This window comes from Embleya australiensis (assembly GCF_051903075.1).
Lineage (GTDB): Bacteria > Actinomycetota > Actinomycetes > Streptomycetales > Streptomycetaceae > Embleya.
The window spans coordinates 5,939,086-5,960,552 of the sequence record NZ_CP182422.1; the positions used below are offsets into that span (position 1 = coordinate 5,939,086).

At 71.3% G+C, this 21,467-nt stretch carries 18 protein-coding genes; 11 read left to right on the forward strand and 7 right to left on the reverse strand.

The window, feature by feature from the left end:
- Positions 1-74: 74 nt before the first annotated feature.
- The 4 genes from ACMXN5_RS25735 to ACMXN5_RS25750 form a co-directional block, all read right to left on the reverse strand.
- Positions 75-1,553 carry an FAD-dependent monooxygenase gene (locus tag ACMXN5_RS25735; protein WP_439677186.1) on the reverse strand — a complete coding sequence of 493 codons (1,479 nt, stop codon included), beginning with the start codon at positions 1,551-1,553 and terminating at the stop codon, positions 75-77.
- Positions 1,550-3,136: a class I adenylate-forming enzyme family protein gene (locus tag ACMXN5_RS25740; protein WP_439677187.1), complete on the reverse strand. Its 1,587-nt coding sequence runs from the start codon at positions 3,134-3,136 to the stop codon at positions 1,550-1,552. The genes ACMXN5_RS25735 and ACMXN5_RS25740 overlap by 4 nt, the downstream gene beginning before the upstream one ends.
- A gap of 53 nt (positions 3,137-3,189) precedes the next feature.
- Positions 3,190-3,729, reverse strand: coding sequence for an SRPBCC family protein (locus ACMXN5_RS25745; protein ID WP_439677188.1), 540 nt, complete (start codon positions 3,727-3,729; stop codon positions 3,190-3,192).
- Positions 3,730-3,807: 78 nt separating this feature from the next.
- Positions 3,808-4,830, reverse strand: a complete 1,023-nt coding sequence (locus ACMXN5_RS25750) for a 3-oxoacyl-ACP synthase III family protein (protein WP_439677189.1) — start codon at positions 4,828-4,830, stop codon at positions 3,808-3,810.
- Between the two features lie 264 nt (positions 4,831-5,094).
- Between ACMXN5_RS25750 and ACMXN5_RS25755 the strand changes: the two genes are divergently transcribed.
- Together ACMXN5_RS25755 and ACMXN5_RS25760 are read left to right on the forward strand one after the other, a co-directional pair.
- Positions 5,095-6,111: an amidohydrolase family protein gene (locus ACMXN5_RS25755; protein ID WP_439677190.1), complete on the forward strand. Its 1,017-nt coding sequence runs from the start codon at positions 5,095-5,097 to the stop codon at positions 6,109-6,111.
- Positions 6,108-6,908, forward strand: coding sequence for an arylamine N-acetyltransferase family protein (locus tag ACMXN5_RS25760; RefSeq protein ID WP_439677191.1), 801 nt, complete (start codon positions 6,108-6,110; stop codon positions 6,906-6,908). The genes ACMXN5_RS25755 and ACMXN5_RS25760 overlap by 4 nt, the downstream gene beginning before the upstream one ends.
- Positions 6,909-7,059: 151 nt before the next feature.
- On the opposite strand, the gene ACMXN5_RS25765 is transcribed toward ACMXN5_RS25760, so the two are convergent.
- From ACMXN5_RS25765 to ACMXN5_RS25775, 3 genes are all read right to left on the reverse strand, one after another.
- Entirely contained in the window at positions 7,060-7,419 is a 360-nt protein-coding gene (locus ACMXN5_RS25765) for a transposase (protein WP_439677192.1), read from the reverse strand.
- 182 nt (positions 7,420-7,601) lie between these two features.
- A complete protein-coding gene (locus ACMXN5_RS25770) occupies positions 7,602-8,399 on the reverse strand; it encodes a VOC family protein (protein WP_439677193.1) in 798 nt (265 codons plus the stop codon).
- Between the two features lie 77 nt (positions 8,400-8,476).
- Complete coding sequence (locus tag ACMXN5_RS25775) at positions 8,477-9,145, reverse strand: flavodoxin family protein (protein ID WP_439677194.1); 669 nt, start codon at positions 9,143-9,145, stop codon at positions 8,477-8,479.
- A gap of 201 nt (positions 9,146-9,346) precedes the next feature.
- Between ACMXN5_RS25775 and ACMXN5_RS25780 the strand changes: the two genes are divergently transcribed.
- From ACMXN5_RS25780 to ACMXN5_RS25820, 9 genes are all read left to right on the forward strand, one after another.
- Complete coding sequence (locus tag ACMXN5_RS25780) at positions 9,347-9,742, forward strand: YybH family protein (RefSeq protein ID WP_379996762.1); 396 nt, start codon at positions 9,347-9,349, stop codon at positions 9,740-9,742.
- A gap of 334 nt (positions 9,743-10,076) precedes the next feature.
- On the forward strand, positions 10,077-11,318 hold the full coding sequence (locus tag ACMXN5_RS25785) for a 3-deoxy-7-phosphoheptulonate synthase (RefSeq protein WP_439677195.1): 1,242 nt from the start codon (positions 10,077-10,079) through the stop codon (positions 11,316-11,318).
- Positions 11,315-12,085: a 2,3-dihydro-2,3-dihydroxybenzoate dehydrogenase gene (locus ACMXN5_RS25790; protein ID WP_439677196.1), complete on the forward strand. Its 771-nt coding sequence runs from the start codon at positions 11,315-11,317 to the stop codon at positions 12,083-12,085. The genes ACMXN5_RS25785 and ACMXN5_RS25790 overlap by 4 nt, the downstream gene beginning before the upstream one ends.
- A 13-nt stretch (positions 12,086-12,098) precedes the next feature.
- Positions 12,099-12,800: an isochorismatase family protein gene (locus tag ACMXN5_RS25795; protein ID WP_439677197.1), complete on the forward strand. Its 702-nt coding sequence runs from the start codon at positions 12,099-12,101 to the stop codon at positions 12,798-12,800.
- A complete protein-coding gene (locus ACMXN5_RS25800; RefSeq protein WP_439677198.1) occupies positions 12,797-14,749 on the forward strand; it encodes an anthranilate synthase family protein in 1,953 nt (650 codons plus the stop codon). The genes ACMXN5_RS25795 and ACMXN5_RS25800 overlap by 4 nt, the downstream gene beginning before the upstream one ends.
- A complete protein-coding gene (locus ACMXN5_RS25805; RefSeq protein ID WP_439677199.1) occupies positions 14,746-16,731 on the forward strand; it encodes an FAD/NAD(P)-binding protein in 1,986 nt (661 codons plus the stop codon). Before ACMXN5_RS25800 ends, ACMXN5_RS25805 begins: the two co-directional genes overlap by 4 nt.
- Positions 16,728-18,113, forward strand: coding sequence for a class-II fumarase/aspartase family protein (locus ACMXN5_RS25810; protein WP_439677200.1), 1,386 nt, complete (start codon positions 16,728-16,730; stop codon positions 18,111-18,113). The genes ACMXN5_RS25805 and ACMXN5_RS25810 overlap by 4 nt, the downstream gene beginning before the upstream one ends.
- A 968-nt stretch (positions 18,114-19,081) precedes the next feature.
- Positions 19,082-20,218 (forward strand): IS701 family transposase, encoded by a 1,137-nt coding sequence (locus ACMXN5_RS25815; RefSeq protein WP_439677201.1) that lies wholly within the window; start codon positions 19,082-19,084, stop codon positions 20,216-20,218.
- A 260-nt stretch (positions 20,219-20,478) separates the two neighbouring features.
- Positions 20,479-21,459: an NADPH:quinone reductase gene (locus tag ACMXN5_RS25820; RefSeq protein ID WP_439677202.1), complete on the forward strand. Its 981-nt coding sequence runs from the start codon at positions 20,479-20,481 to the stop codon at positions 21,457-21,459.
- The last annotated feature ends 8 nt before the right edge of the window (positions 21,460-21,467 follow it).

Consider the following 21,467-nt stretch of genomic DNA (forward strand, 5'->3'; position numbering starts at 1 on the left):
CGCCGGGCACGGCCGCGGCCGCGGAGGGAACACATGCCTCGCACGCAGCACGTGCGGCACATGAATCGTGTGGATCACAGGGACTTCGGCGACTCCTTCGCGCCCGCCGCGCTGCGCGGGGACGCGGGTGAACCGGCGGCCGGGCTTCGGTGCGACCGGGCCGGCGTCGCCGGTTGCGGGTCCTCGGCCGGTTCGAGCCAGCCGCCGAGGGTGTAGGTACCGGCACTTCGCACGGACGACCCGGGTGAGCCGATCGCCGCATTTCGGGGCGACCGGGATGGTGTCCTCGACGTCGGCGCTTCGGTCGGGTCCAGCCGACCGCCCAGGGTGTACACGGAGTTCTCCGAAGGATCCGGGATCGCCGGGGTGACGGACGGCGAGCCGGCGAAGTCCCGTGTGCCGTGCAGCCACGCGACGAAGTCGTACAGCTCGCCCGGCGACATCGCGGACAGCGCCTCGTTGCGGGCCTGCGCCGCCGCGTCCGCGGCGTGCCACAGCGCGATGCTGTCCCGGGCCAGCCGATGCACCCGGGCGGTGCGCTCCCGGCGGACGGAGTTGTACCGGCCCAGACGGGCCGCGAACCACCCTGCCGGGCAGTCCAACAGGTCACCCAGGACCACGGCGTCCTCGAGGGCCATACAGGCGCCCTGGGCCGCGTAGTGGAGCATCGGGTGCGCCGCGTCGCCGAGCAGGGCGACCCGCCCGTCCGTCCAACCGTCCACCGGTTCCCGATCGACCAGCACCCACGCCTTCCAGTCGGCGCCCAGTTCGAGCAACCGCAGCGCGCTCGCGCAGAGCGCGCCGAACTCGCCGAGCACCTCGGACGCCGGCACCGACACCCCCGAGAAGGTCTCGGCGGGCGTGTTCTCCGCGCTGGGCGCCAGGTTGAGAAAGCGCCCGCCGGCGATCGGGTAGTGCACGAAGTGCCGCCCCGGTCCGGCCCACCACGTCACCGACATGTGGCGCAGCTGCGTCGGCACCCGCTCCATCGGCACGATCGAGCGGTACACGGTGATGCCGGCGTTGCGCGGCGCGCCGTCGCCGACCAACTGCGCGCGGACCGCGGAGTGCAACCCGTCGGCCCCGATCAGCGCGTCGGCGCCCAGGCTCGCCCCGTCGGCGAGCAACACCCGTACCGCGTCCGCCTCGTGCGCGTAGCCGACCACCGCGTGCGCGGCCCGCAGGTCGATCCGCGCGTGGCTTCGGCAGGCGTCGAGCAGCAGCCGGTACAACTCGCCCCGGTGCACCACCACATACGCGTTGCGGAAGCGGTCGCGGTAGTGCCGGTCCAGCGGCATGGCCACCACGTGTTCCCCGGTGACCCCGTCCATGAAGCGCAGTTCGCCCACGGGGACGGCGATCCGGCCGACCGCCTCGGCCAGGCCGAGGCGGTCGAGCGCGTGCATCCCGTTGGGGGCGAGCTGGATGCCGGCGCCCAACTCGGTGAATCCGGCGTTGCGTTCGCACACCACGACGTCGTGGCCGCGGGCGGCAAGGGCGAGCGCCGAGGCGAGGCCGCCGATGCCGCCGCCGGCGACGGCGATCGTACTCACGCCGGTTCCCCGAACTGCGACCCGCCGGAGGTGCCGTCGAGCAGTCGGATCAGCTCCAGGCGCTTGATCTTGGTGGTGGCCGTCTGCGGCAGGTCGGCTTTGCGCCACTGCGTCGGCTCGGCCATCCGCGGCAGATCGGCCACCGCGGCGCGCCAGGCGGCGTGGTCCAGCGGCCGGTCGTCCTTGGTGCACACCACCGGCCGGGGCGGGCCCTCCGGCATCGGCACGATGACCACCTCGGCCAACTCGTCGAGCCGGGTGAACAGTCGGTCCTCCACGTCCAGCGTGCTGCCGAAGCCGGGGATCTCGTCCACCTCCCGGTCCATCAGGTGCAGACAACCCCACCGGGTGCGGTAGCCGAGGTCGCCCATCCGCCACCACTCCCGATCGGCCTGCTTGTGGAACCGCTCCTGCTCGCCCAGGTAGGTGTGGATACGACCGTCGCTGCTGATCTCGATGAACCCGGGCGAGGTCGGCGAGGGCGGATTGCCGTCCCGACTGATCACCCGGACCCCGGTCATCCCGGGGAAGGGGATGCCCACACACCGTCCGTCGGCCTCCGGCGAGCGGTTGCGCCCGTAGGAGCGGGCCACGCTGGGGCCGACCTCGCTCTGTCCGTAGATCTGCCCGAACTTCGGCGCGCGGCGCCGGGACGCGCCGATCAGGGTGCGCACCGTGCGCGGGTGCAGCGCGTCGAAGGTGCTGCTGAAGAACTTGACGTTGGACAGCGGCGCGCGCGGGTCGTCCGCGAGTCGTTCCCAGCTGAGGTAGGTGTTCGGGTGCGCCTCCAGTACGGCGGGCCGCCAGCGCGCGAACAACGTCGCGGCGTGCTCCGGGTCCGGGTTCGCCAGCACCGCGACGGGGAAGCCGCGAAGCAGCGAGATGGCCAGCGCGGTGAACAGCCGGGAGTGCACGAACGAGACGTGCATGGCCACCGTTTCGCGCCGGCGCATCAGCGTCGTCGCCAGCGCCTGCGGCCGGTAGCGGGCCTCCAGGCTGTAGCCGGTGTGCACGGCCAGCTTCGGGATCCCGGTGGTGCCCGAGGTGTGCGTCACCAGTGTCGGGTGCTCCGGCGGCATCCACAGCGCCGGGACGTGCGGAGCCGCGGCGGGCTCGGCCAGGCTCGTCGCGCGCGGGTGTTCGCCCGCGGCCAGCAGGACCCGGTCGGCGTGGGTGAACACGGTGTCGGGGAGCGCGGATTCGAGCTTGGCGGCGTCGGTGATCAGCACCGGCCGCTCGACCCGGTCGAGCAGCGCGGTCACCGTCTCGCCGTCCAGGTACGGGGACAGCAGTACCGGAACGGCACCGATCCGCGCGGCCGCGACGGCCAGCAGGGTGATGTCGAACGCGTTGCCCTTGTACACCACCACGTGGTCGCCGGGCCGTACCCGCGCGCGCCACAACCGGGTGCCCAGGTCGCTCACCAGTTCGGCGGCGTCCGCGATCGTCATGCTGCGGCCGCGTTCCGGGGCGATGTCCAGGTCGTGGTCGAGCATCAGCACGTTCGACGGGTATTTGGCGGCGGCCCGGTCGAACAGCGTGCCCAGGCGTATACCGCGATTACCTATGCGCTGCAGAAGCATGTGTCATTCTCGATTCACCTGTGTCATATCGGCGCCGGCCGGTCGAGGTGCGCTCAGTCGGCCTCGATGACCTTTTTGAGCCGCGCCACGGTGGCCGCCATGTCCTTTTCGAGCTTCGCTCCCCATTCGGCGAAGAATCTCTTCTTCTCGTCCTCGGTCATCTCGGCGGTGATGCCCCGGATTCCCTCCGTGGCGGTGCCCATCCGGAAGGTGTGCACGAGTTTCGATCCGCCCGGGGCCGGGGCGATGTCGAATCCCCAGACGCTGTCCTGGGCCCGCCCGTCGTTGGTCCGCATCGCCCAGCGGAAGCGGCGCCCGGGTTCGGCGGCCACCACCTCGGCGTGCGTGTGCCAGACGCCGCGGACCACGGGAGCCCACGAAACCACGTCCGTACGACGGAAGTTCTCGCCGCGGAAGACGGATCCGACCGCGCCCGGCGCGCCCTCGACCCATTCCCCGCCGGTGCACTCCTCGCTCCACTCGCGGCAGCGCGGCAGATCGCTGAGCACGGCGTAGACGGCCGCCGGCGATTTCCCCACGCGCGTTTCGAAATCGACCTCGAACAGGGGGGTGGTGACGCTGCTTTCACTCATGGATGAAATCATCCCGGGCACCGGCCGCCCGGTACAACGAAACGGTGGTCGGATTCGTCAGGTGTCGTCGGATGTCCGTCAATCCGCGCCGCGCGGCCCGTCCCATTCGACGAGTGCCAGACCGACGGCCATGCCCCCGCCGAAACCGGCGAGCAGTACCGAATCGCCGGCTTCGAAGCGGTCGGCGGCGGCATCCAGGGAAATGGGTATGGACGCCGCGCCGGTATTTCCGAAACGTTCGACGGTGGTGTGCGTGCGCTCGATCGGGAAGCCGAGGTCGTCGGCGAGGGCCTCGATCATCCGGCCGTTGGCCTGGTGCGGCACGAAGTGCGGCGGCCGGGCGGGGTTCGGCGCGTGCTCCGCCAGGAAGGCGCGGATCAGCGGGCCGACCTGCTCGGCCACGAAGTCGCGGACCGCCCGCCCGTCCATCCGGAAGTAGTGCAGGCCCTGATCGAGGGACGCCGGCGAGGCCGGGATCCGGGAGCCGCCGGCGGGCACCCGGATCAACTGGCGCTCCGCCGGATAGGTGGCCAGTCGGGTGGCCAGCACCCCGCGGCCGGTACCGGGGCCGAGCACCACCGCGCCCGCGCCGTCGCCGAACAACACCGAGGTGCGGTGGTCGCTCGGATCGAGGGTGCGCGAGTAGATGTCGGCGCCGATCACCACGGCGTGGCCGCCGGTGCCCCGGATCATCCGCTCCGCGGTGGTGAGCGCGAAGACGAAGCCGCTGCACACGGCGTTGAGGTCGAACGCCGGGGTGCCCGCGGGGACGTCGAGTTCGGCCGCGACGGCGGCGGCGGTCGGGGGTTGCGGCGAGTCCGGCGTGGATGTCGCCACGATCACGAGCGAGACCTGTTCGGCCCGGACGCCGGCGTTGCCGAGGGCGGCTCGCGCGGCCATCGCCGCCAGGTCCGAGGTGGCCTCGTCGGCCTTGGCCCAACGGCGCTCGCGGATCCCGGTCTTGCGGGTGATCCACTCGTCGGTCACTCCGGCCGGTGTGCCGACGTCGGTATTGGTCACCACGTCGCCGGGGAGGTAGGAGCCGGTACCGAGGATCCCGACCGCGTCCCCACCCGGTGCTCCGACTGCGTGCGTAGTCATATTCACCCATCTCGTGTCGGCGCGGAACAGCAATCCGGGCCGACGACACGATCGACGCCCGGTGCGGCTGCTCTGCCCGGAAAGATTGGCAGCGGTGTCGCGGGATTTCCAGACAATGCATCGGGAACTGTCATCTCGGTCGGCGGCGCGGAAACCGACCGGTCCGCAGAAGGTGACAGACTCACCGCCGGCACATCGACACTCCCCGACGCCGAAAGTAGGGTCGAGCATTGCTGTGCCGGACCGTCTGGACGAAGGAAATTCATGCGGACAAGCGCTTCCGTGGCCGTGGGCACGCCTTGGTCGAACGCCATCGACGTACATCACCACATCGTTCCCGAATTCTATGTCGAGGAACTGCGGAGACTCGGGTTCGCATCGACGTTGCCCGGCGTCGACAAACCGGCGTGGAAAATCGAAACCAGCCTGGACATGATGGACCGGCAGGGAATCCGGGCGGCCGTGGTCAACGTCTGGCCGGGGGTGCCGGCGGTGGACGCGGACACCGGGGCCCATCTGGCCCGGTGGATCAACGAGTTCATGGCCGAGCTGGTGTCCCGGCACCCGGGTCGGCTGGGCGCCTTCGCGGTGTTGCCGCTGCCGCACGTGGACGCGGCCCTGGCCGAGTTGGAGTACTGCCAGGACGTGCTCGGCCTCGACGGCGTCGGGCTGATCACCAACTACAACGGGGTCTACCTCGGCGACCCGTCGCTCGACGAGTTCCTGGCCGAGGCGGCGCGCCGCCGGGTGCCGATGTTCGTGCACCCGACGGTGCCCCCGTCCACCGGCCAGCCCGCCTTCGGACTCCCGGCCTCGCTCTGCGAGTTCCCGTTCGAGACGGTCCGGCTGACCGCGCAGCTCCTGTACAACCGCACGCTGGAGCGGCACCCCGGGCTGCGGCTGATCCTGTCCCACGGCGGCGGTGGCATGGCGTACTTCGCCGGCCGCCTCGCGCTCGGGCCGCTGATCGTGTCCGACCTCGCCGAGCGGCTGCCCGAGGACCCGATCGGGTACCTGCAAAAGCTCTACTCGGACACCGCCATGATCGGCGATCCGCACGCGTTCGCCTCGGTGCGCTCGTTCGCCCGACCGGACCGGATCCTGGTCGGCTCCGACTTCCCGTTCATGCCGGAATCGTTCAGTGCGGAGAACGGCCGATTCATCGTCGACCACGGCGCGTTCTCGCCGGACGAGCTGACCCGCATCCAGTTGGGCAATGCGGCCGAACTCTTCCCGCGATTCGCGGACCACTCGGAATCAGAAAGGGGATCGCTGACGTGATCGACGACGCCATGGTATCCGCATACCTGGATCGCATCGCCGCGGAACGGCCGGAGCGGGCCGACCTGGAGTCGCTGCGCGAGTTGAACCGGAGGCACCTCTTCGCGGTTCCCTTCGAGAATTTGAGCTATCACCTCGGCGAAGACATCCTGATGGACGAAAGGGTGGTCGCGAAGGTCGTCCACGAGCGTCGGGGCGGCGGTTGTTACGAGGTGAATCCGGCACTTTCCTTCCTGCTGCAAAGCCTCGGTTACGAGGTATCGATAATGCCGGGCCGGGTGTGGATCAAGGGCAATCTCACCGCCCCGCTGTGCCATCTCGCGCTCAAGGTCCGGATCGACGGCGGGGAATGGCTCGTCGACGTCGGCTTCGGTCGCAACAGCAGGTATCCGCTGTCCCTGGACACCGACGCGGTCCAGGACGACCCGAACGGCGCGTTCCGGATCGAGCGGGCCGACGACGGCGGCATCGACGTCGTGGCGAACGACACGGCGCTGTACCGGGTCTACGACGTGCCGTGCGAACTGTCCGACTTCGCGCCCACGCTGTGGTGGTACCGCACCGCGCCGGACTCGCCGTTCCTGCAGAACCTGTTCTGCTCGCTGCCGACCGAGACCGGCCGGGTCACCCTCAAGGAGGACCGGTTCAGCCGGGTCGAGGGCGACCGTCGGGAGAGCGTGACGATCACCGACGAGCAGGAGCTGTTGACCGCGTACGACAAGTGGTTCGGCATCAAGCTGGACCGGCTGCCGGTCAAGGTGATCACCGACGGCACGGTGCAGATCGCGTTCGACTAGGGCGTGTCTTCAATCTCCCGCCCGACGGGAGATTGAAGACACGCCCCAGGGACGCGGATCGGTACGTGGTCGGGGCCCGGGCGGGCATGTCGGCGCGCGGGCCCCTCGTCGTGTCCGGGCCCGCGCGGGGTCACGTGTGCGACCCCTGCGCTCACGAGTCTCGGGTGCGGCGGGCGGTGGCGGCCAGGGCGATCGCCTCGCCCCATTCGATCTCGTCGCGGGAGTGCGGGTGGTCGAGTACGGCCCGGTGCAGCCGCGGCCACACCCCGGCGTTCGTCCACACCGTGAACCGACGATGCGCCGTCGGCGACGCCACCCCGAAACACCTCGGCAACTGCCGCCACGCACACCCACTGGTCAGCACGAACACCACCGCCGTGAACACCGCACGCTCCTCCACCGGCGCCCGACCACCCCCCTGCCGCCGCACCCCGAACCCCGGCAACAACGGAACCACCAACTCCCACAGACGGTCCGGCACCAACCGCCCCGACAGCGCATCACCCACCATGACGCGCAGCATGCCATGACAGGCGCCCCCGGATGTGGGCAACTCCCTTACTCCCGCCCCCTGTTCACGCTTCGTGCCCGCGTGTGGACACAGCGGTTGGGGGCACCGTCGAACCCCGGACACGACATCGTCCCGAAGCCCGCACGCAGCGGACTTCGGGACGATTTTCGGGTGCCGCTCCGTCAGGTCGCCGCGTTCACCGCGACGACCTCGAACGGGGTGCCCTGCTCGTCGGCGACCAGGACGCTCGGGCCGCGCGGCGTGTCGTAGGGACCGGTCACGACGGACCCACCCGACGCGGTCACCGTCGTCACCGCGGTCGCCAACTCGGCGACCCCGAACGTGACCAACCAGTGCGACGCCGCCCCCGCGCCCGCCTCGGCGAGGCCGGCCACGGGGCGGCCGTCGAGCCGCAACACGACGCCGGCCGCCGCGTCCGGGCCACCGCCCGAGCCGTCCGGCCCATCGGGCCCGGACGTGACCGTGTAGCCGAACACCTCGACATAGAACGCCTGCGCCGCCGCATGATCCCGGGTCAGGCACCGGTGCCACACCGCCGCGCCGGGTACGTCCGCGACCTCGGCGCCGAAGTACTCGTCCGCCTGCCAGATCCCGAACACCGCCCCGCCCGGGTCGGCCGCCACCGCGAACCTGCCGTGCGTGCCGACGTCGGTCGGCTCGACCGTCAGCGTCCCGCCCGCCCGGACGATCCGCTCCGCCACCGCGTCGGCGCTCTCGACCGCGATGCAGACCAGCCACGCCGACGGCGCGTCCGCCGGCCCCTCGAACCGGGGACCGATGTCGGCGACCGTGCGACCGGCCAGACTCGCCGTCAGATAGTGGTCGTACTCCTCGCCCCGGTCCAGGAATTCCCACCCGAACAGGGCCCCGTAGAACTCGCTCGTGTGTTTGGGATCGAAGACCCGGACCTCCACCCAGCAGGGCGTACCCTCCGGCCACGCGGTGTCGCGAAATGTCATGCGGGGTTCCTCGGTTCGTTCGTGTCGCCGGACGGCGCCCAAGGCCGGACGGCGCCCGTCGCCGGATCGTGCTCGCCTCAGATGTCGAGGCCGAATTTCCGCAGCCGTTCCTCGCTCACCAGGGTGATCCCCGGCTCCGGTTCGAGGCCGCGCTTGAGCGCGCCCGCGACCTGGAGGGTGCGCAGCGTCTGGTACTCGATCGCGCCGAGGTTGTCGTCGGTGACGCTGTTCGCCTCGTGCCGCGAGATGGTGCCGGTACCGTACGGCGCGCCGTTGCCGGGCTGGTGCAGCACCGCCGCGGCCGAACCGTTGGAGACGATCACCGAACCCCAGTGGCAGAACGCGTTGTGCAGCGCCAGGATCGTCGCCTGCTGGCCCGCGTGCGGCATCGACCCCGAGGCGAACGCGGAGACCGCCTTGTTCATCAACTTGCCCGGAATGGCGACCGGTCCGGTGTGGTCGAAGAAGTTCAGGATCTGCGGCGCGGGCAGTCCGTAGTGGACCGGCGTGCCGATCATGATCGCGTCGGCCCACACCAGGTCGTCCAGGCCCGCCTCCGGGATGTCCGCCGTGACGGTCGCCAGATCCTGATACGCCTGCTTGTCCAGGATCATCGGATCGGGCAACTCGGCCACCTTGCGCACGCGCACCTCGGCGCCCGCGGCCCGAGCCGTCTGCGCGGCCTTTTCGACGAGCTGGTAAATGTTACCGCTGCGCGAATGGAAGATGATGGTGATGTTGGTCAAGGGGTACGCTCCCGGTGAGCCGATATCGTCTCGGCGTGGGCGGATATCGCCGACATCATGCCGGGCCGACAAAAGATCGGCCCAGATATGATTTCGGGATCTGTCAGGTCCGCCGAGGTATTGCCGGGGCCGGAAAACCCGAGGTGACAGACATGCCCCTCGGTTCTGTCCGACTCCGCCGCCTGATGCTGTACTCGAACCATGTCTGCCATTCGAAACGACGTACGCCTTCCCGCCGAGCCGGCCGAGCTCCTGCACACGTTCGTGGGTGCCTTCAACGACCGGAACCTCGAACTGCTCCAGGAGCTTTTCGAACCGGAGGGCATGCATGTGCGCGAGCCGGGGGTCACCACGGCGGGCGCGCAGCGGCGGGCCGCGCTCCCGACGGTGCTGCGCCATCGCATCCCGATCGCCGTCTCGCTGCGCAACGTCTACGTCGTCGGCGACATCGCCCTGGTGATCAACGACTACGTGCACGACGGGGTGGGCCCGGACGGTGTCCACGTGCACATCGAGGGCACCGCGACCGATGTCGCCCGGCGGGGGGCCGACGGCTGTTGGCGGTACGTGATCTCCAACCCCTCGGGCACGAGCTGAACGATCCCCGACACCGGGTCCGAATTCATTTCCCGGTGCGTATCCACGCCCGCTTTTCGATCCCGGATTTCGGCCCGTACCGGCACCCTCGCAGACGCTAAATCCTCGGCCAAGCCGATTTCCGCGAATCTGTCAGATGTCCGGCCAGCTGACAGACTCGCACCGACCTGACGAACCGGAACCCCCGCCCTTGGCGCGTTCGGACAAAAGAGCGAGGGTGGGGGCGTGTTCTCTTCAGTCGTTTCGGATCACCGTCCAAGTAAATTCCGAGACCGGACGGCCGCGCCGAATAACCGCGGCCGTCCGGGTGGGCATTCAATCGCTGGAGCCGGCATTGACCAGTGACCTGCTGCCAATTCTGCGGCGACCGGCCGCGCAACAGCCGGACTGGGAGGACGACGCCCAGATCCACAGTGTTCGACAAACGCTGGCGGGACGCCCCGGCCTGGTCGGCGAAACCGACGTGCGTACGCTGCGCCGCGGCCTCGCGCAGGTGAGCGCGGGCGCGGCGGAGGTGATCCAGGCCGGCGACTGCGCCGAGGATCCCGGGGAGTGCGGCGAGGCCGATGTCGCCCGGCGGATCGCCGTCCTCGACCTGCTCGCCGGTGCGATGGAACGGCTCGGCCGCCGCCCCGTCGTGCGCGTCGGTCGCATCGCGGGCCAGTTCGCCAAGCCCCGATCCCGCCCGACCGAGTATGTCGGCGGCATCGAACTTCCGGTCTACCGAGGCCACTTGGTCAACGGCCCCAAGCCGGTGGCGGAGGAGCGGCAGCCCGATCCGCTGCGTCTGGTCACCGGCTATCTGGCCGCGTCCGAGATCATGGGACACCTGGATCGGCACCGGGCCGCCCACCCGAGGGTGCCGGTGTGGACCAGCCACGAGGCGCTGGTCCTGGACTACGAACTGCCCCTGGTGCGGCGGACCGAGTCCGGTGATCTGCTGCTGACCTCGACGCACTGGCCGTGGATCGGCGCACGCACCCGCCAGGTCGACGGCGCGCACGTGGCGCTGCTCGCGAAGGTGGTCAATCCGGTCGCGGTCAAGGTCGGCCCGGACATCGACCCGGCCGAACTGATCGAACTGTGCCTGCGGTTGGACCCGGACCGTGTGCCGGGCCGACTCACCCTGATCATCCGGATGGGCGCGGACACCATCGCCGAACGGCTGCCCGCCCTGGTCCGCGCGGTGCGCGCGTCCGGTCATCCGGTGGTGTGGCTGAACGACCCGATGCACGGCAACACCGTGGTGACCGAACGCGGTTACAAGACGCGCTACGTACGCACGCTCCGCCGCGAGGTCGCCGCGTTTCGCGCGGTGCTCGCCGAGGCCGGCGAACACCCGGGCGGCGTGCACCTGGAGACCACCCCGGACCAGGTCACGGAGTGCGTATTCGACACGTGGGAGGCCGACCGGGCGGGCGAGGTCTACACCAGCTTCTGCGATCCGCGCCTGACGGTCGAGCAGGCACTGCTCGTCCTGGCCGCCTGGGACGCCGAGGTCGCGCCCGACGCGTGGACGGCGGCCGAGGCCGGGTCGGGCTCGGCACATCAAGCGACAGGAGGGCAATCGACATGACGAACGAGGTCGCGGTGGTCACCGGCGCCGCCGGGGGGATCGGCGGCACGGTGGTGCGCGCGCTCGCCGAGCGCGGCACGATGGTGGCGGCGGTGGACCGGGACGCGGACCGGCTGCGCAAGTACGTCGCGGAGCTGGTCGCCGAAGGCCTGCCCGTGACCGCCTTCCCCGCCGACGTCACCGACGCGGACGAGGTCGAGGCCACCGTGGCGGCGGTCGAGGCGCAGCTGGGCCCGGTGCGCTTCCTGGTCAACGCGGCCGGCGTATTGCGGCTCGGCCCGGTCCGCGAGATGTCCGACCGCGACTGGGCGGACATGTTCGCGGTCAACGTCGGCGGGGTGTTCCACATGTCCCGCGCCGTGGTCGACCGCATGGCGCCGCGCGGCGAGGGCGCGTTGGTCACGGTGTCCTCGAACGGCGGCAGTACGCCGCGCGCGAAGATGGCCGGCTACGCCGCCTCCAAGGCCGCGGCCACGATGTTCACCAAGTCGCTCGGCCTGGAGGTGGCCCGGTACGGCATCCGCTGCAACGTGGTCGCGCCCGGGTCGACCGACACGCCGATGTTGTGGTCGATGTGGCACGACGACAGCGGACGTACGCACACGTTGGAGGGCGACCCCGACGCGTTCCGCGTCGGCATCCCGCTGGGCAAGCTCGCCCGGCCCGAGGACGTCGCCGCCGCGGTGCTCTTCCTGCTGTCCGACCAGGCCGGGCACATCACGCTGCACGAGCTGACGGTCGACGGTGGCGCCACGCTCGGCGCCTGAAAGGAAAGCGATCATGCCCGGTATCCCGGACATTGCCCCATATCCGCTGCCCGGCGAGAGCGATCTGCCGGCCAACACCGCCCGGTGGACGGTGGATCCGGACCGTGCGGTCCTGCTCGTGCACGACATGCAGCGCTACTTCGTGCGCCCGTTCGCCGCCGCCCAGCGCCGCGAACTGATCGACAACATCGCGCTGTTGCGGGAACGCTGCGCCCACCTCGGGATGCCCGTCGCGTTCACCGCCCAGCCGGGCTCCATGACCGCCGAACAGCGCGGCCTGCTGCTGGACTTCTGGGGACCGGGCATGCGGGTGTCCGCCGAGGACCGGGCCGTCGTGGACGAGTTGGCCCCGCGCCGGGACGACTGGCTGCTCACCAAGTGGCGCTACAGCGCCTTCTTCCGCTCCGACCTGCTGGAGCGCATGCGCGCGTGCGGCCGCGATCAGCTCGTCGTCTGCGGGATCTACGCGCACGTCGGCGTGTTGACGACCGCCGTCGACGCGTTCACCAACGACATCCGCACCTTCCTGGTCGCCGACGCGGTCGCCGACTTCTCCGCGGCCGACCACGCCCTCGCCCTGGAATACGCCGCCCGCCAGTGCGCGGTGGTCGCCACCACCCGAGGGCTGCGCACCGCCGACGGCCCGCTCGTCCCGGTCGTGGCGGGCGCGCCGCCCGCCGGGGTCGAGGCGACGAGGATCGGGGCCGCGAGATGAGCCGTACACCCCCGGCCGAGGACGCGGCCCGGGCCCTCCTGGAACGGGTTCTGGCCGCCGACCCGCCGCCGTTCGCGCTGCTGTACCGCCCCACGGTCACCGCCGGCGACCGGGTGGAGATCCTCACCGGGGACATCGGTGCGGTGGACCGCGTCGCCGACATCCCCATCCCCGACTCCCCTTACGGACCGGCCGGCCCGGACGTGCTGGCGCTGCTGCCGTACCGGCAACTCGCCGAGCGCGGCCTGCCCGCGCCCGACGACGGCGCACCGCTGGTGACACTGACCGTCCGGGAGCAGGCCACGCTCGCCCGCGCCGACGTGCTCGACCGCCTGCCGGACGCGGAAATCGACTGGACGGACGGGCACTTCGACATCGACGACGACGCGTACGCCGCGCTGGTCGCCGACGTGCTGACGGATGAGATCAGCGCGGGCGAGGGCGCGAACTTCGTGCTCAAGCGCCGCTTCCTCGCCGACATCACCGACTACACCCCGGCCACCGCCGCGGCGTTCCTGCGCCGCCTGCTCGCGCACGAATCCGGCGCCTACTGGACGTTCCTGGTGCACACCGGCACCCGCACCCTGGTCGGCGCCAGCCCGGAACTGCACCTGAGCCTGCGTCAGGGCGTCGCGGTGATGAACCCGATCAGCGGCACCTACCGGTATCCCACCTCCGGGCCCACGCTGACCGGCGTCATGGACTTCCTGCGCGACCGCAAGGAGACCTACGAGCTGTACATGGTCGTGGACGAGGAACTCAAGATGATGTCCCGGGTCTGCGACCAAGGCGTGCGGGTGGTGGGGCCGTTCCTCAAGGAGATGGCCCGGCTCGCGCACACCGAGTACCTCATCGAGGGGCGCACCGACCGCGACGTCCGCGAGGTGTTGCGCACCACGCTGTTCGCGCCGACCGTCACCGGCAGTCCGGTGGAAAGCGCCGCCCGGGTGATCGCCCGGTACGAACCGGAGGGCCGCGGCTACTACTCCGGGGTGATCGCGCTGTTCGGCCGGGACGGCGCCGGACGACACACCCTGGACTCGTCGATCCTGATCCGCACCGCCGACATCGACGCCTCCGGGCGGATGGCCATCGCGGTCGGCGCCACCCTGGTGCGCGACTCGCAACCGGCCGCCGAGGTCGCGGAGACATGGGTCAAGGCCAACGGCCTGCTGGGCGCGCGGCGTTCGGCGCCGGCGCCGGCCCGCTCGCTGGGCGGACACGCGCGGGTACGGGCCGCGTTGCGCGAGCGCAACGCCGACCTGGCCCGCTTCTGGCTGGACGGACCCGGGAGCGACGCGGGGGAGTTCCCGAACCTGGCCGGCAGGCACGTCCTGGTGATCGACGCCGAGGACGCGTTCACCGCGATGATCGCGCACCAACTGCGCTCGCTCGGACTGCGGGTGAGCGTACGCGGCTACGACGAGCCGTACTCGTTCACCGAGCACGACCTCGTGGTGATGGGCCCGGGACCCGGCGATCCGCTCGACCACGGCGATCCGCGGATCCAGCGTCTGCACGACGGCATCAAGCAACTGCTCGCTGAACGGCTCCCGTTCCTCGCGGTGTGCCTGAGCCACCAGGTGCTCAGCCACCAACTGGGCCTGGATCTGCGCCGCCGCGCGACGCCGCATCAGGGTGTTCAAAAGACCATCGACCTGTTCGGCCGCCCCGAACGGGTCGGGTTCTACAACAGCTTCGTGGCCCGCAGCGCGTTCGACCGGGCATATCTGCCCGACGTCGGCCCGGTGGAGATCTGCCGCGAGGACGGCGCCAACGAGGTACACGCGCTGCGCGGACCACACTTCGCGGGCGTGCAGTTCCACGCCGAGTCGGTGCTCACCCGCGACGGCGCGCGCATCCTGGGCACGTTGATCGCCGCCGTGCTCGACGCCGGACAACACCGCGCGACCGCGTCGGCCCGAGGCGCGGAGGGGGTGCACCCGTGAACACCACGCCACACGAGATCGCCATCATCGGTACCGGTCCTCGCGGGTTGTCCGTGCTGGAGCGGCTGTGCGCGAACGAACGTGCCCGGCCGACGCACGAGAGCCTGGTCGTGCACGTCGTCGACCCGGCCGCGCCCGGCGCCGGCGCGGTCTGGCGGATCGAACAGTCTCGGCATCTGCTGACCAACACGGTCGCCTCGCAGACCACCGTCTTCTCCGACGCGGCGTCGCGGATCGACGGGCCGATCGAGCCGGGCCCGAGCCTGTACGGATGGGCCGCCGATCTCGCGCTGCGGCACGCGACCGGGCGCCTCGAGGCGGACCGGTACGACCCGGCCACGCTCGCCGAGGCGGGCCGGCTCGGGCCGAACGACTACCCCACGCGGACCCTGTGCGGCTGGTACTTCGCCGACTGTTTCCGGCGCATCCGGGACGGCGCGCCCGCGCACGTGGAGATCCGCGAGCACCGCTCGCGTGCCGTGGCGATGGCCGACACCCACGGATTCACCGGCGGGCCGCAGGGCGTGCGCCTGGCCAACGGGACCCGGCTGAACCACCTCGACGCGGTCGTGCTCGCCCAGGGCCACGTCGCGGCGCGGCCCACGCCCCGGGAGGAGCGCACGGCCAGCCTGGCGCGGATCAACCATCTGACCTACCTCACCCCGACCAACCCGGCCGACGCCGACCTCGACGGCGTCGCACCCGGCCGGCCCGTACTGCTGCGCGGCCTGGGCCTGTGCTTCTTCGACTACCTCGCGCTGTTCACCCTGGGCCGCGGCGGCCGGTTCGAGCGGGTCGACGAACGCACGGTGTACCGGCCGAGCGGCAACGAGCCGATCCTGTACGCCAGTTCCCGGCGCGGCCTGCCCTACCAGGCACGCGGCGAAAACGAGAAGGGCGCGCACGGCCGCTACTTCCCGCGCCTGCTGACCCCCGACTACGTGGCCGGGCTGCGTGCGCGGTCCCGGCAGGGCGCGCCGATCTCCTTCAAGCAGGACCTGTGGCCGCTGATCGCCCGCGAGGTGGAGACGGTCTACTACGAGACGCTGCTCCGGCGGGGCGGGCGGGGCGAGGAGTGCGCCGAGTTCGCCGAGCGATATCTGACCGCCGGGCCGGCCGAGCGCGACACCGTCCTGACCGACCGGGGCATCACGCTCGCGGACCGCTGGAGCTGGGACACGATCGCCGATCCGCTCCGGGGACGGGAGTTCGCCGACCGGGACGCGTTCCGCAAGTGGCTCCTGGAACACCTCACCGAGGATGTGCGCCAGGCCCGCCAGGGCAACGTCAGCGGCCCGTTCAAGGCCGCCCTCGACGTACTGCGCGACCTGCGCAACGAGGTCCGCCTGGCGGTCGACCAGGGCGGCCTGGACGGGGCGTCGCACCGCGACGAGTTGGAGCGCTGGTACACCCCCCTGAACGCGTTCCTGTCGATCGGGCCGCCACCACGACGGATCGAGCAGATGATCGCGTTGATCGAGGCCGGCGTGCTCGAATTGACCGGCCCGGACACCCGGATCCGGATCGACACCCGCACTCCCTCCTTCATCGCCGACTCCACCACGGTCCCCGGGCCCACGGTGCGGGCGCAGATCCTGATCGAGGCGCGGCTGCCGGAACCCGACCTGCGGCGCACGGCGGATCCGCTGCTGCGCCATCTGCTGCACACCGAGGCGTGCACGACCTTCCGCATCCCGAGTTCGGGAGAGGACGAGTACGACTACGAGACCGGCGGGCTGGCGGTGACCGAACGGCCGTACCGGGTGATCGACGCGCACGGCCGGGCGCACCCCAGGCGCTTCGCGTACGGCGTGCCCACCGAGGCGGTGCACTGGGTCACCGCGGCCGGGATCCGACCCGGCGTGGACTCGGTGACCATCGCCGACGCGGACGCGATCGCCCGCGCGGTGCTCGCGCTCGGCCCGAGCCGGCGCGAGATCGACGCGGCGACCGAGGGCGAGCACATCGAGGTCGTGGTATGACCGACACCGCGGCCGGGCGACTCCCGCTCGCGGACGCCGGGTTGTTGTCGCCGGTGCGCGCGGGCACGCCGGTGGAGGCGGCGGTCGGCGACGCGGCGTGGTTGCAGGCGATGCTGGACGCCGAGGCCGCGCTGGCCCGGGCGCAGGCCGCGCTCGGCCTGATGCCGGCCTCGGCGGCCGAGGTGATCACGTCCGCCGCGCACGCCGACCGGTTCGACCTGCGGGCGCTGGCGGTGGACGCGCGCGAGAGCGCCAATCCGGTGGTCGCCCTGGTCCGGGCGCTGACCCGGGTGGTCTCCGCGATCGATCCGCACGCCGCGCGCCACGTGCACCTGGGTTCCACCAGCCAGGACATCTTCGACACCGCCGCGATGCTGGTGGTGCGGCGCGCGGCGGCGCTGCTGCGCGCGGATCTGACCCGGGTGGCCGAGGCGTTGGGCGCCCTCGCCCGGCGCCACCGCGACACGCCGGTGGCCGGGCGTACGCTCGCGCTGCACGCGGTGCCGACCACGTTCGGGCTCAAGGCGGCGGGCTGGCGGCGGTTGGTCCTGGACGCCGATCGGCGGGTGGCCGCCGTGGCGAACGGGCTGCCGGTCTCGCTCGGCGGTGCGGCCGGCACCCTGGCCGGGTACGTCGAGGCGGGCGCCGACCCGGAGCGGCTGGTGGCGGCGTTCGCCGCGGAAACCGGGCTGTGCGCCCAGGTGTTGCCGTGGCACGCGCTGCGGACGCCGATCGCCGACGTCGGCGCGGCGTGGGCGCATACCGCCGGTGCCCTGGGCAAGTTCGCGGTCGACGTGCAGTCGTCGACCCGGACCGAGGTCGGCGAGGTGGTCGAGCCGCACGTGCCCGGGCGCGGCGCCTCCTCGGCCATGCCGCAGAAGCGTAATCCGGTACTGGCCACGCTGATTCGCAGCGCGGCGCTGCAAGTGCCCGCGCAGGCCGCCGTGTTGACTCAGTGCATGCTCGCCGAGGACGAGCGCTCGGGCGGCGCGTGGCATGCCGAGTGGCAACCGCTGCGCGAGTGCCTGCGGCTGACCGGCGGCGCCGCGCACACCGCCGTGGAGTTGGCCGAGGGCCTGGTCGTGCGGCCCGAGCGCATGCGTGCCAATCTCGCCCTCACCGGCGGCGCGATCGTCGCCGAACGGGTCGCCGGCGTGCTGGCCGCGCACCTGGGCAAGCCCGCCGCCGCGGCGCTGCTCACCCGCGCCGTCGAGGCGGCCGACCGGCGGGGCCGCCCGCTCGCCGACCACCTCGCGGGCATGCCCGAGGTGGCCGAGCATCTCGACGCCGCCGAGCTGACCCGGCTCTGCGACCCGGCCGGCTACACCGGCGCCGCCGCCGACCTGGTCGAGCGTTCCCTGCGCGCGGACCCCGGGGACTGAGCGGACCCGGGCCGGTCGGTGCCCCCCGCCGAGCGGCCCGGCACCCACCCGGTACCCGATATCTTCCCCGCGACAATATTCCCGGTATCCCGGTTCTCGGCTCGCGTGTTTCGGGAAAATTACCGGCCGTGCACTATCGGCGCGCATCCGACCGCAACGCTGACCGGCCTGACCCGGTGATGACCAGTCTGACCGCGCCCCGACCTTGCCGGCGAACTACCGTGCGATTAAATTCGAACCGCATTGACCTGAAAACGGCAGCAGGTCGGGTGCGGCGGATGCGGGTCCGCGGCACCCCGGCTTTGTCGTGAGTCCCGGTGCGGCCCTCGATCGGTCGGCCGGATGAAGGGGGATCAATGAATACGAGCGGACGGCTCCACGACTCGGAAAGGTCGTCGGGCCCGATCGTGGCGGCGGGGCCCAGAAACCCGTCGGTTTATTTCCCCCAACGACCCGTATTGGTTGTCGAGCCATGATCCCCGGAAGAATTCGGACGCGCTAGCCGCTCCCCCGGGTCGAGTCCGCGCACCGCCCCGGACCCCCGTACACCGCCGGTGGTACCGGCGGTCGTACCGCCCGACGATCCCGTGCCGCCTGACGTGCAGTCCGCCGCGGTGGCCGGGTGCCCGGCGCCCCGACGCGCGCCGCCGGGTCCACGTACGCCGGGATCTCGGTCGGCCGCGTCCCCCGTATCCCGCCGTATCCCGCGAATCCACCCCACCCCACCCCACCCCTCGCTCTCGCCTTTCGCATCGGATATCGCCCCCAACGACGCCCCCAACGCGGCGTGTCACAGCCATGCCTCGTCGTTCTTTTTCAGGCTGCCGTTTTTCGTTGCCGATTTCTTTCGGAAGTGAACCGTTCGTCCAACAACAGGAGTGGTAATGGCGCTCGCCAACGGCAGCCCCAATCATGCGTGTCTGCCAAAATTCGCCGACGGTGGCGCGGATTCCGAGGCGGCCAGAAAGGTGACCCTCGATCGTTTGGTCGCCGAGCTTTCCCCGATTATTTTCGCCTCCCTGCCGAGGGCTGATCAACGACGTAAAGGCGTCATGTATCTCCGTGGGTTGCTCGGTGCCCCGGGGCGGAAGTCGGTACGGAATATCGCCGCCTTTCTCGGCAAGCAGGTGAACGACCAGGGACTGCATCACTTCATCAACGACTCCACCTGGGACTGGGAACCGATGCGGGAGGCGCTCGGGCGATATCTCGCCCGGCACACCTCACCCCATGCCTGCGTGTTGCAGCCGATGATCATCCCGAAGTCGGGCACCCACTCCGTCGGGGTTGCCAGAACCTTCTCCTGGGAGCGGGGCCAGGCGGTGACCGCGCAGCAGGTGGTCGGCGTGTGGGCGGTGTCCGCCACCACGGCGAGCCCGGTCAACTGGCGGCTGCACCTGCCCCCGACGCGGTCGCGCGGCCGGGGCGAACGTGACCCGTCCGGGCCCGAGACGGGCTACGACACGCCGGAGGATTCGATGGTCCGGGCATATCTGGAAACCGCCATGCGGCACCGAATACCGGATTGTCCGGTGGTGTTGAATGCGGAGCGGCTGGACGGCATCGGGGTCGTGTCGAAGCTGAGTGCGGCGGGTGTGTCGCACATATCCAAAATCGCCGACGACACGTGGCTGCTGCCCGCCGACCCGGCTTTACCCGGGTGGGGCGACGAACCCCTCCAGGCGAGTCGGATCGCTCGGCTCGTCAAGGTCGGCCGGAAGCGTATGTTCCTCATTCCGTCGGGCACGGACGAGGCCGCCGAACTCGTCGCCACCGTCCGGGTCCGACTGCCGGCCGTCCCCGACGGAACCCGTCGTTCCCGCAGCGGAATCGGGGACTTCCTGTTGCTCGGCGTCGGCGGTATCGGCGGACAGTGGCCGGCGGAACTGTGGCTGACCGATCTGACCAACGCCGACCACGCCTCGTTGTTGCGCCTGATCCGGCTCAGTCGGCGGGTGGAGAGCCTCGGCATGCCGCGTGCCGAGCAGGTGGGGATTCGGGACTTCGCCGGACGATCGTTCGCGGGCTGGCACCGCCATGCCACCCTCGCGTCCGTCGCGCATGCGGTCACCGAACTCGCCGAGCACAAGCTGAGCATCGCCTGACATACGGCCGATCCGCCGCGCCCCCGGTGCCGGTGCCGGTGCTTCCACGCGTTCGCTCCCGAGGCGGCCCCGCGGAAGTCACCGGCGCCGCCGGCGCGCAGGCGGCCACGGCACACGTCCCGCCGCCGGCGCGTCGGCATGGAACGGCGCGCGGGCGGACACCAGGCGAGCAGGAATACCGGGCGAACCGCACGCCACCGGGCGAGCCAGACCGCCAAGCGAGCCCGAACCACCCCGAACCGACCGGAGAATTCGAGCACATGCGCGCAGCCTTCATCGACTCGCTGGGACCGGCGGAGAACATCCGATACGGCGAACTCCCGGCGCCCACACCGGGACCGACCGATGTCCTGGTGAACGTCCTCGGCACCACCGTGAACCCGGTCGACATCCTGCTCCGTTCCGGGGCCTTCCGCACGCCCGTCGGGTTCCCGCTGGTGATCAGCCGCGACCTGGTCGGCACCGTGGCCGCGGCCGGGCCGGGCGCGCCGGGCTTCGCCGTCGGCGACCCGGTGTGGGCCAACAGCCTCGGCCACGGCGGTCGGCCGGGCGCGGCGGCCGAACAGGCGGTGGTGGCCGCCGACCGGCTCTACCACCTCCCGGCAGGCGTCGATCCGACGGCGGCGGTCGCGGTGGTACATCCCGCCGCCACCGCGTACCTGGCCCTGTTCACCCACGGCCGGGTCACCGCCGGCGACACGGTCCTGGTACTCGGCGCGGCCGGGAACGTCGGCAGCGCCGTGGTGACCCTGGCCGTCAACGCCGGGGCCCGGGTGGTCGCCACCGCCGCCGCCGCGGATCTCGACCACTGCCGGGCCCTCGGCGCCGACGCGGCCTTCGACTACCGGGACCCGAAACTCGTCGACCTGATCGCCGCCGCCTGCCCCGACGGGGTCGACGCCCACCTGGACTGCTCCGGCCGCAACGATCTGACCGAGGCGGTCGAACTACTCGCCCCGCGCGGCCGGATCGTGCTCCTGGCGGCGACCGGCACCGATCCGGTGTTGCCGGTGCGCCGCCTCTACATGAAGGACTGTTCGATCGCCGGCTTCGTCATCTCGCATGCCACGGCCGGCGAACTCGCCGAGGCGGCCGGCACCATCAACCGCCTCCTGGCGAACGGCCGGCTCCGGGCCCGCACACTCGAACGACAGCCGCTGAGCGCCGCCGCCGAGGTGCACCGGCGGATGGAGCAGGGCCGGTTGCACGGCAGACGTGTGGTACTCCTGCCCGGCGGCTGAACCGGTCG

Bases quoted from the DNA above. Each gene is read 5' to 3' on its own strand.
- ACMXN5_RS25745 (WP_439677188.1), bottom strand. From the start codon at position 3,729: ATGAGTGAAAGCAGCGTCACCACCCCCCTGTTCGAGGTCGATTTCGAA.
- ACMXN5_RS25740 (WP_439677187.1), bottom strand. From the start codon at position 3,136: ATGCTTCTGCAGCGCATAGGTAATCGCGGTATACGCCTGGGCACGCTG.
- ACMXN5_RS25750 (WP_439677189.1), bottom strand. From the start codon at position 4,830: ATGACTACGCACGCAGTCGGAGCACCGGGTGGGGACGCGGTCGGGATC.
- ACMXN5_RS25790 (WP_439677196.1), top strand. From the start codon at position 11,315: ATGACGAACGAGGTCGCGGTGGTCACCGGCGCCGCCGGGGGGATCGGC.
- ACMXN5_RS25820 (WP_439677202.1), top strand. From the start codon at position 20,479: ATGCGCGCAGCCTTCATCGACTCGCTGGGACCGGCGGAGAACATCCGA.
- ACMXN5_RS25810 (WP_439677200.1), top strand. From the start codon at position 16,728: ATGACCGACACCGCGGCCGGGCGACTCCCGCTCGCGGACGCCGGGTTG.
- ACMXN5_RS25765 (WP_439677192.1), bottom strand. From the start codon at position 7,419: ATGGTGGGTGATGCGCTGTCGGGGCGGTTGGTGCCGGACCGTCTGTGG.
- ACMXN5_RS25795 (WP_439677197.1), top strand. From the start codon at position 12,099: ATGCCCGGTATCCCGGACATTGCCCCATATCCGCTGCCCGGCGAGAGC.
- ACMXN5_RS25770 (WP_439677193.1), bottom strand. From the start codon at position 8,399: ATGACATTTCGCGACACCGCGTGGCCGGAGGGTACGCCCTGCTGGGTG.
- ACMXN5_RS25780 (WP_379996762.1), top strand. From the start codon at position 9,347: ATGTCTGCCATTCGAAACGACGTACGCCTTCCCGCCGAGCCGGCCGAG.
- ACMXN5_RS25755 (WP_439677190.1), top strand. From the start codon at position 5,095: ATGCGGACAAGCGCTTCCGTGGCCGTGGGCACGCCTTGGTCGAACGCC.
- ACMXN5_RS25800 (WP_439677198.1), top strand. From the start codon at position 12,797: ATGAGCCGTACACCCCCGGCCGAGGACGCGGCCCGGGCCCTCCTGGAA.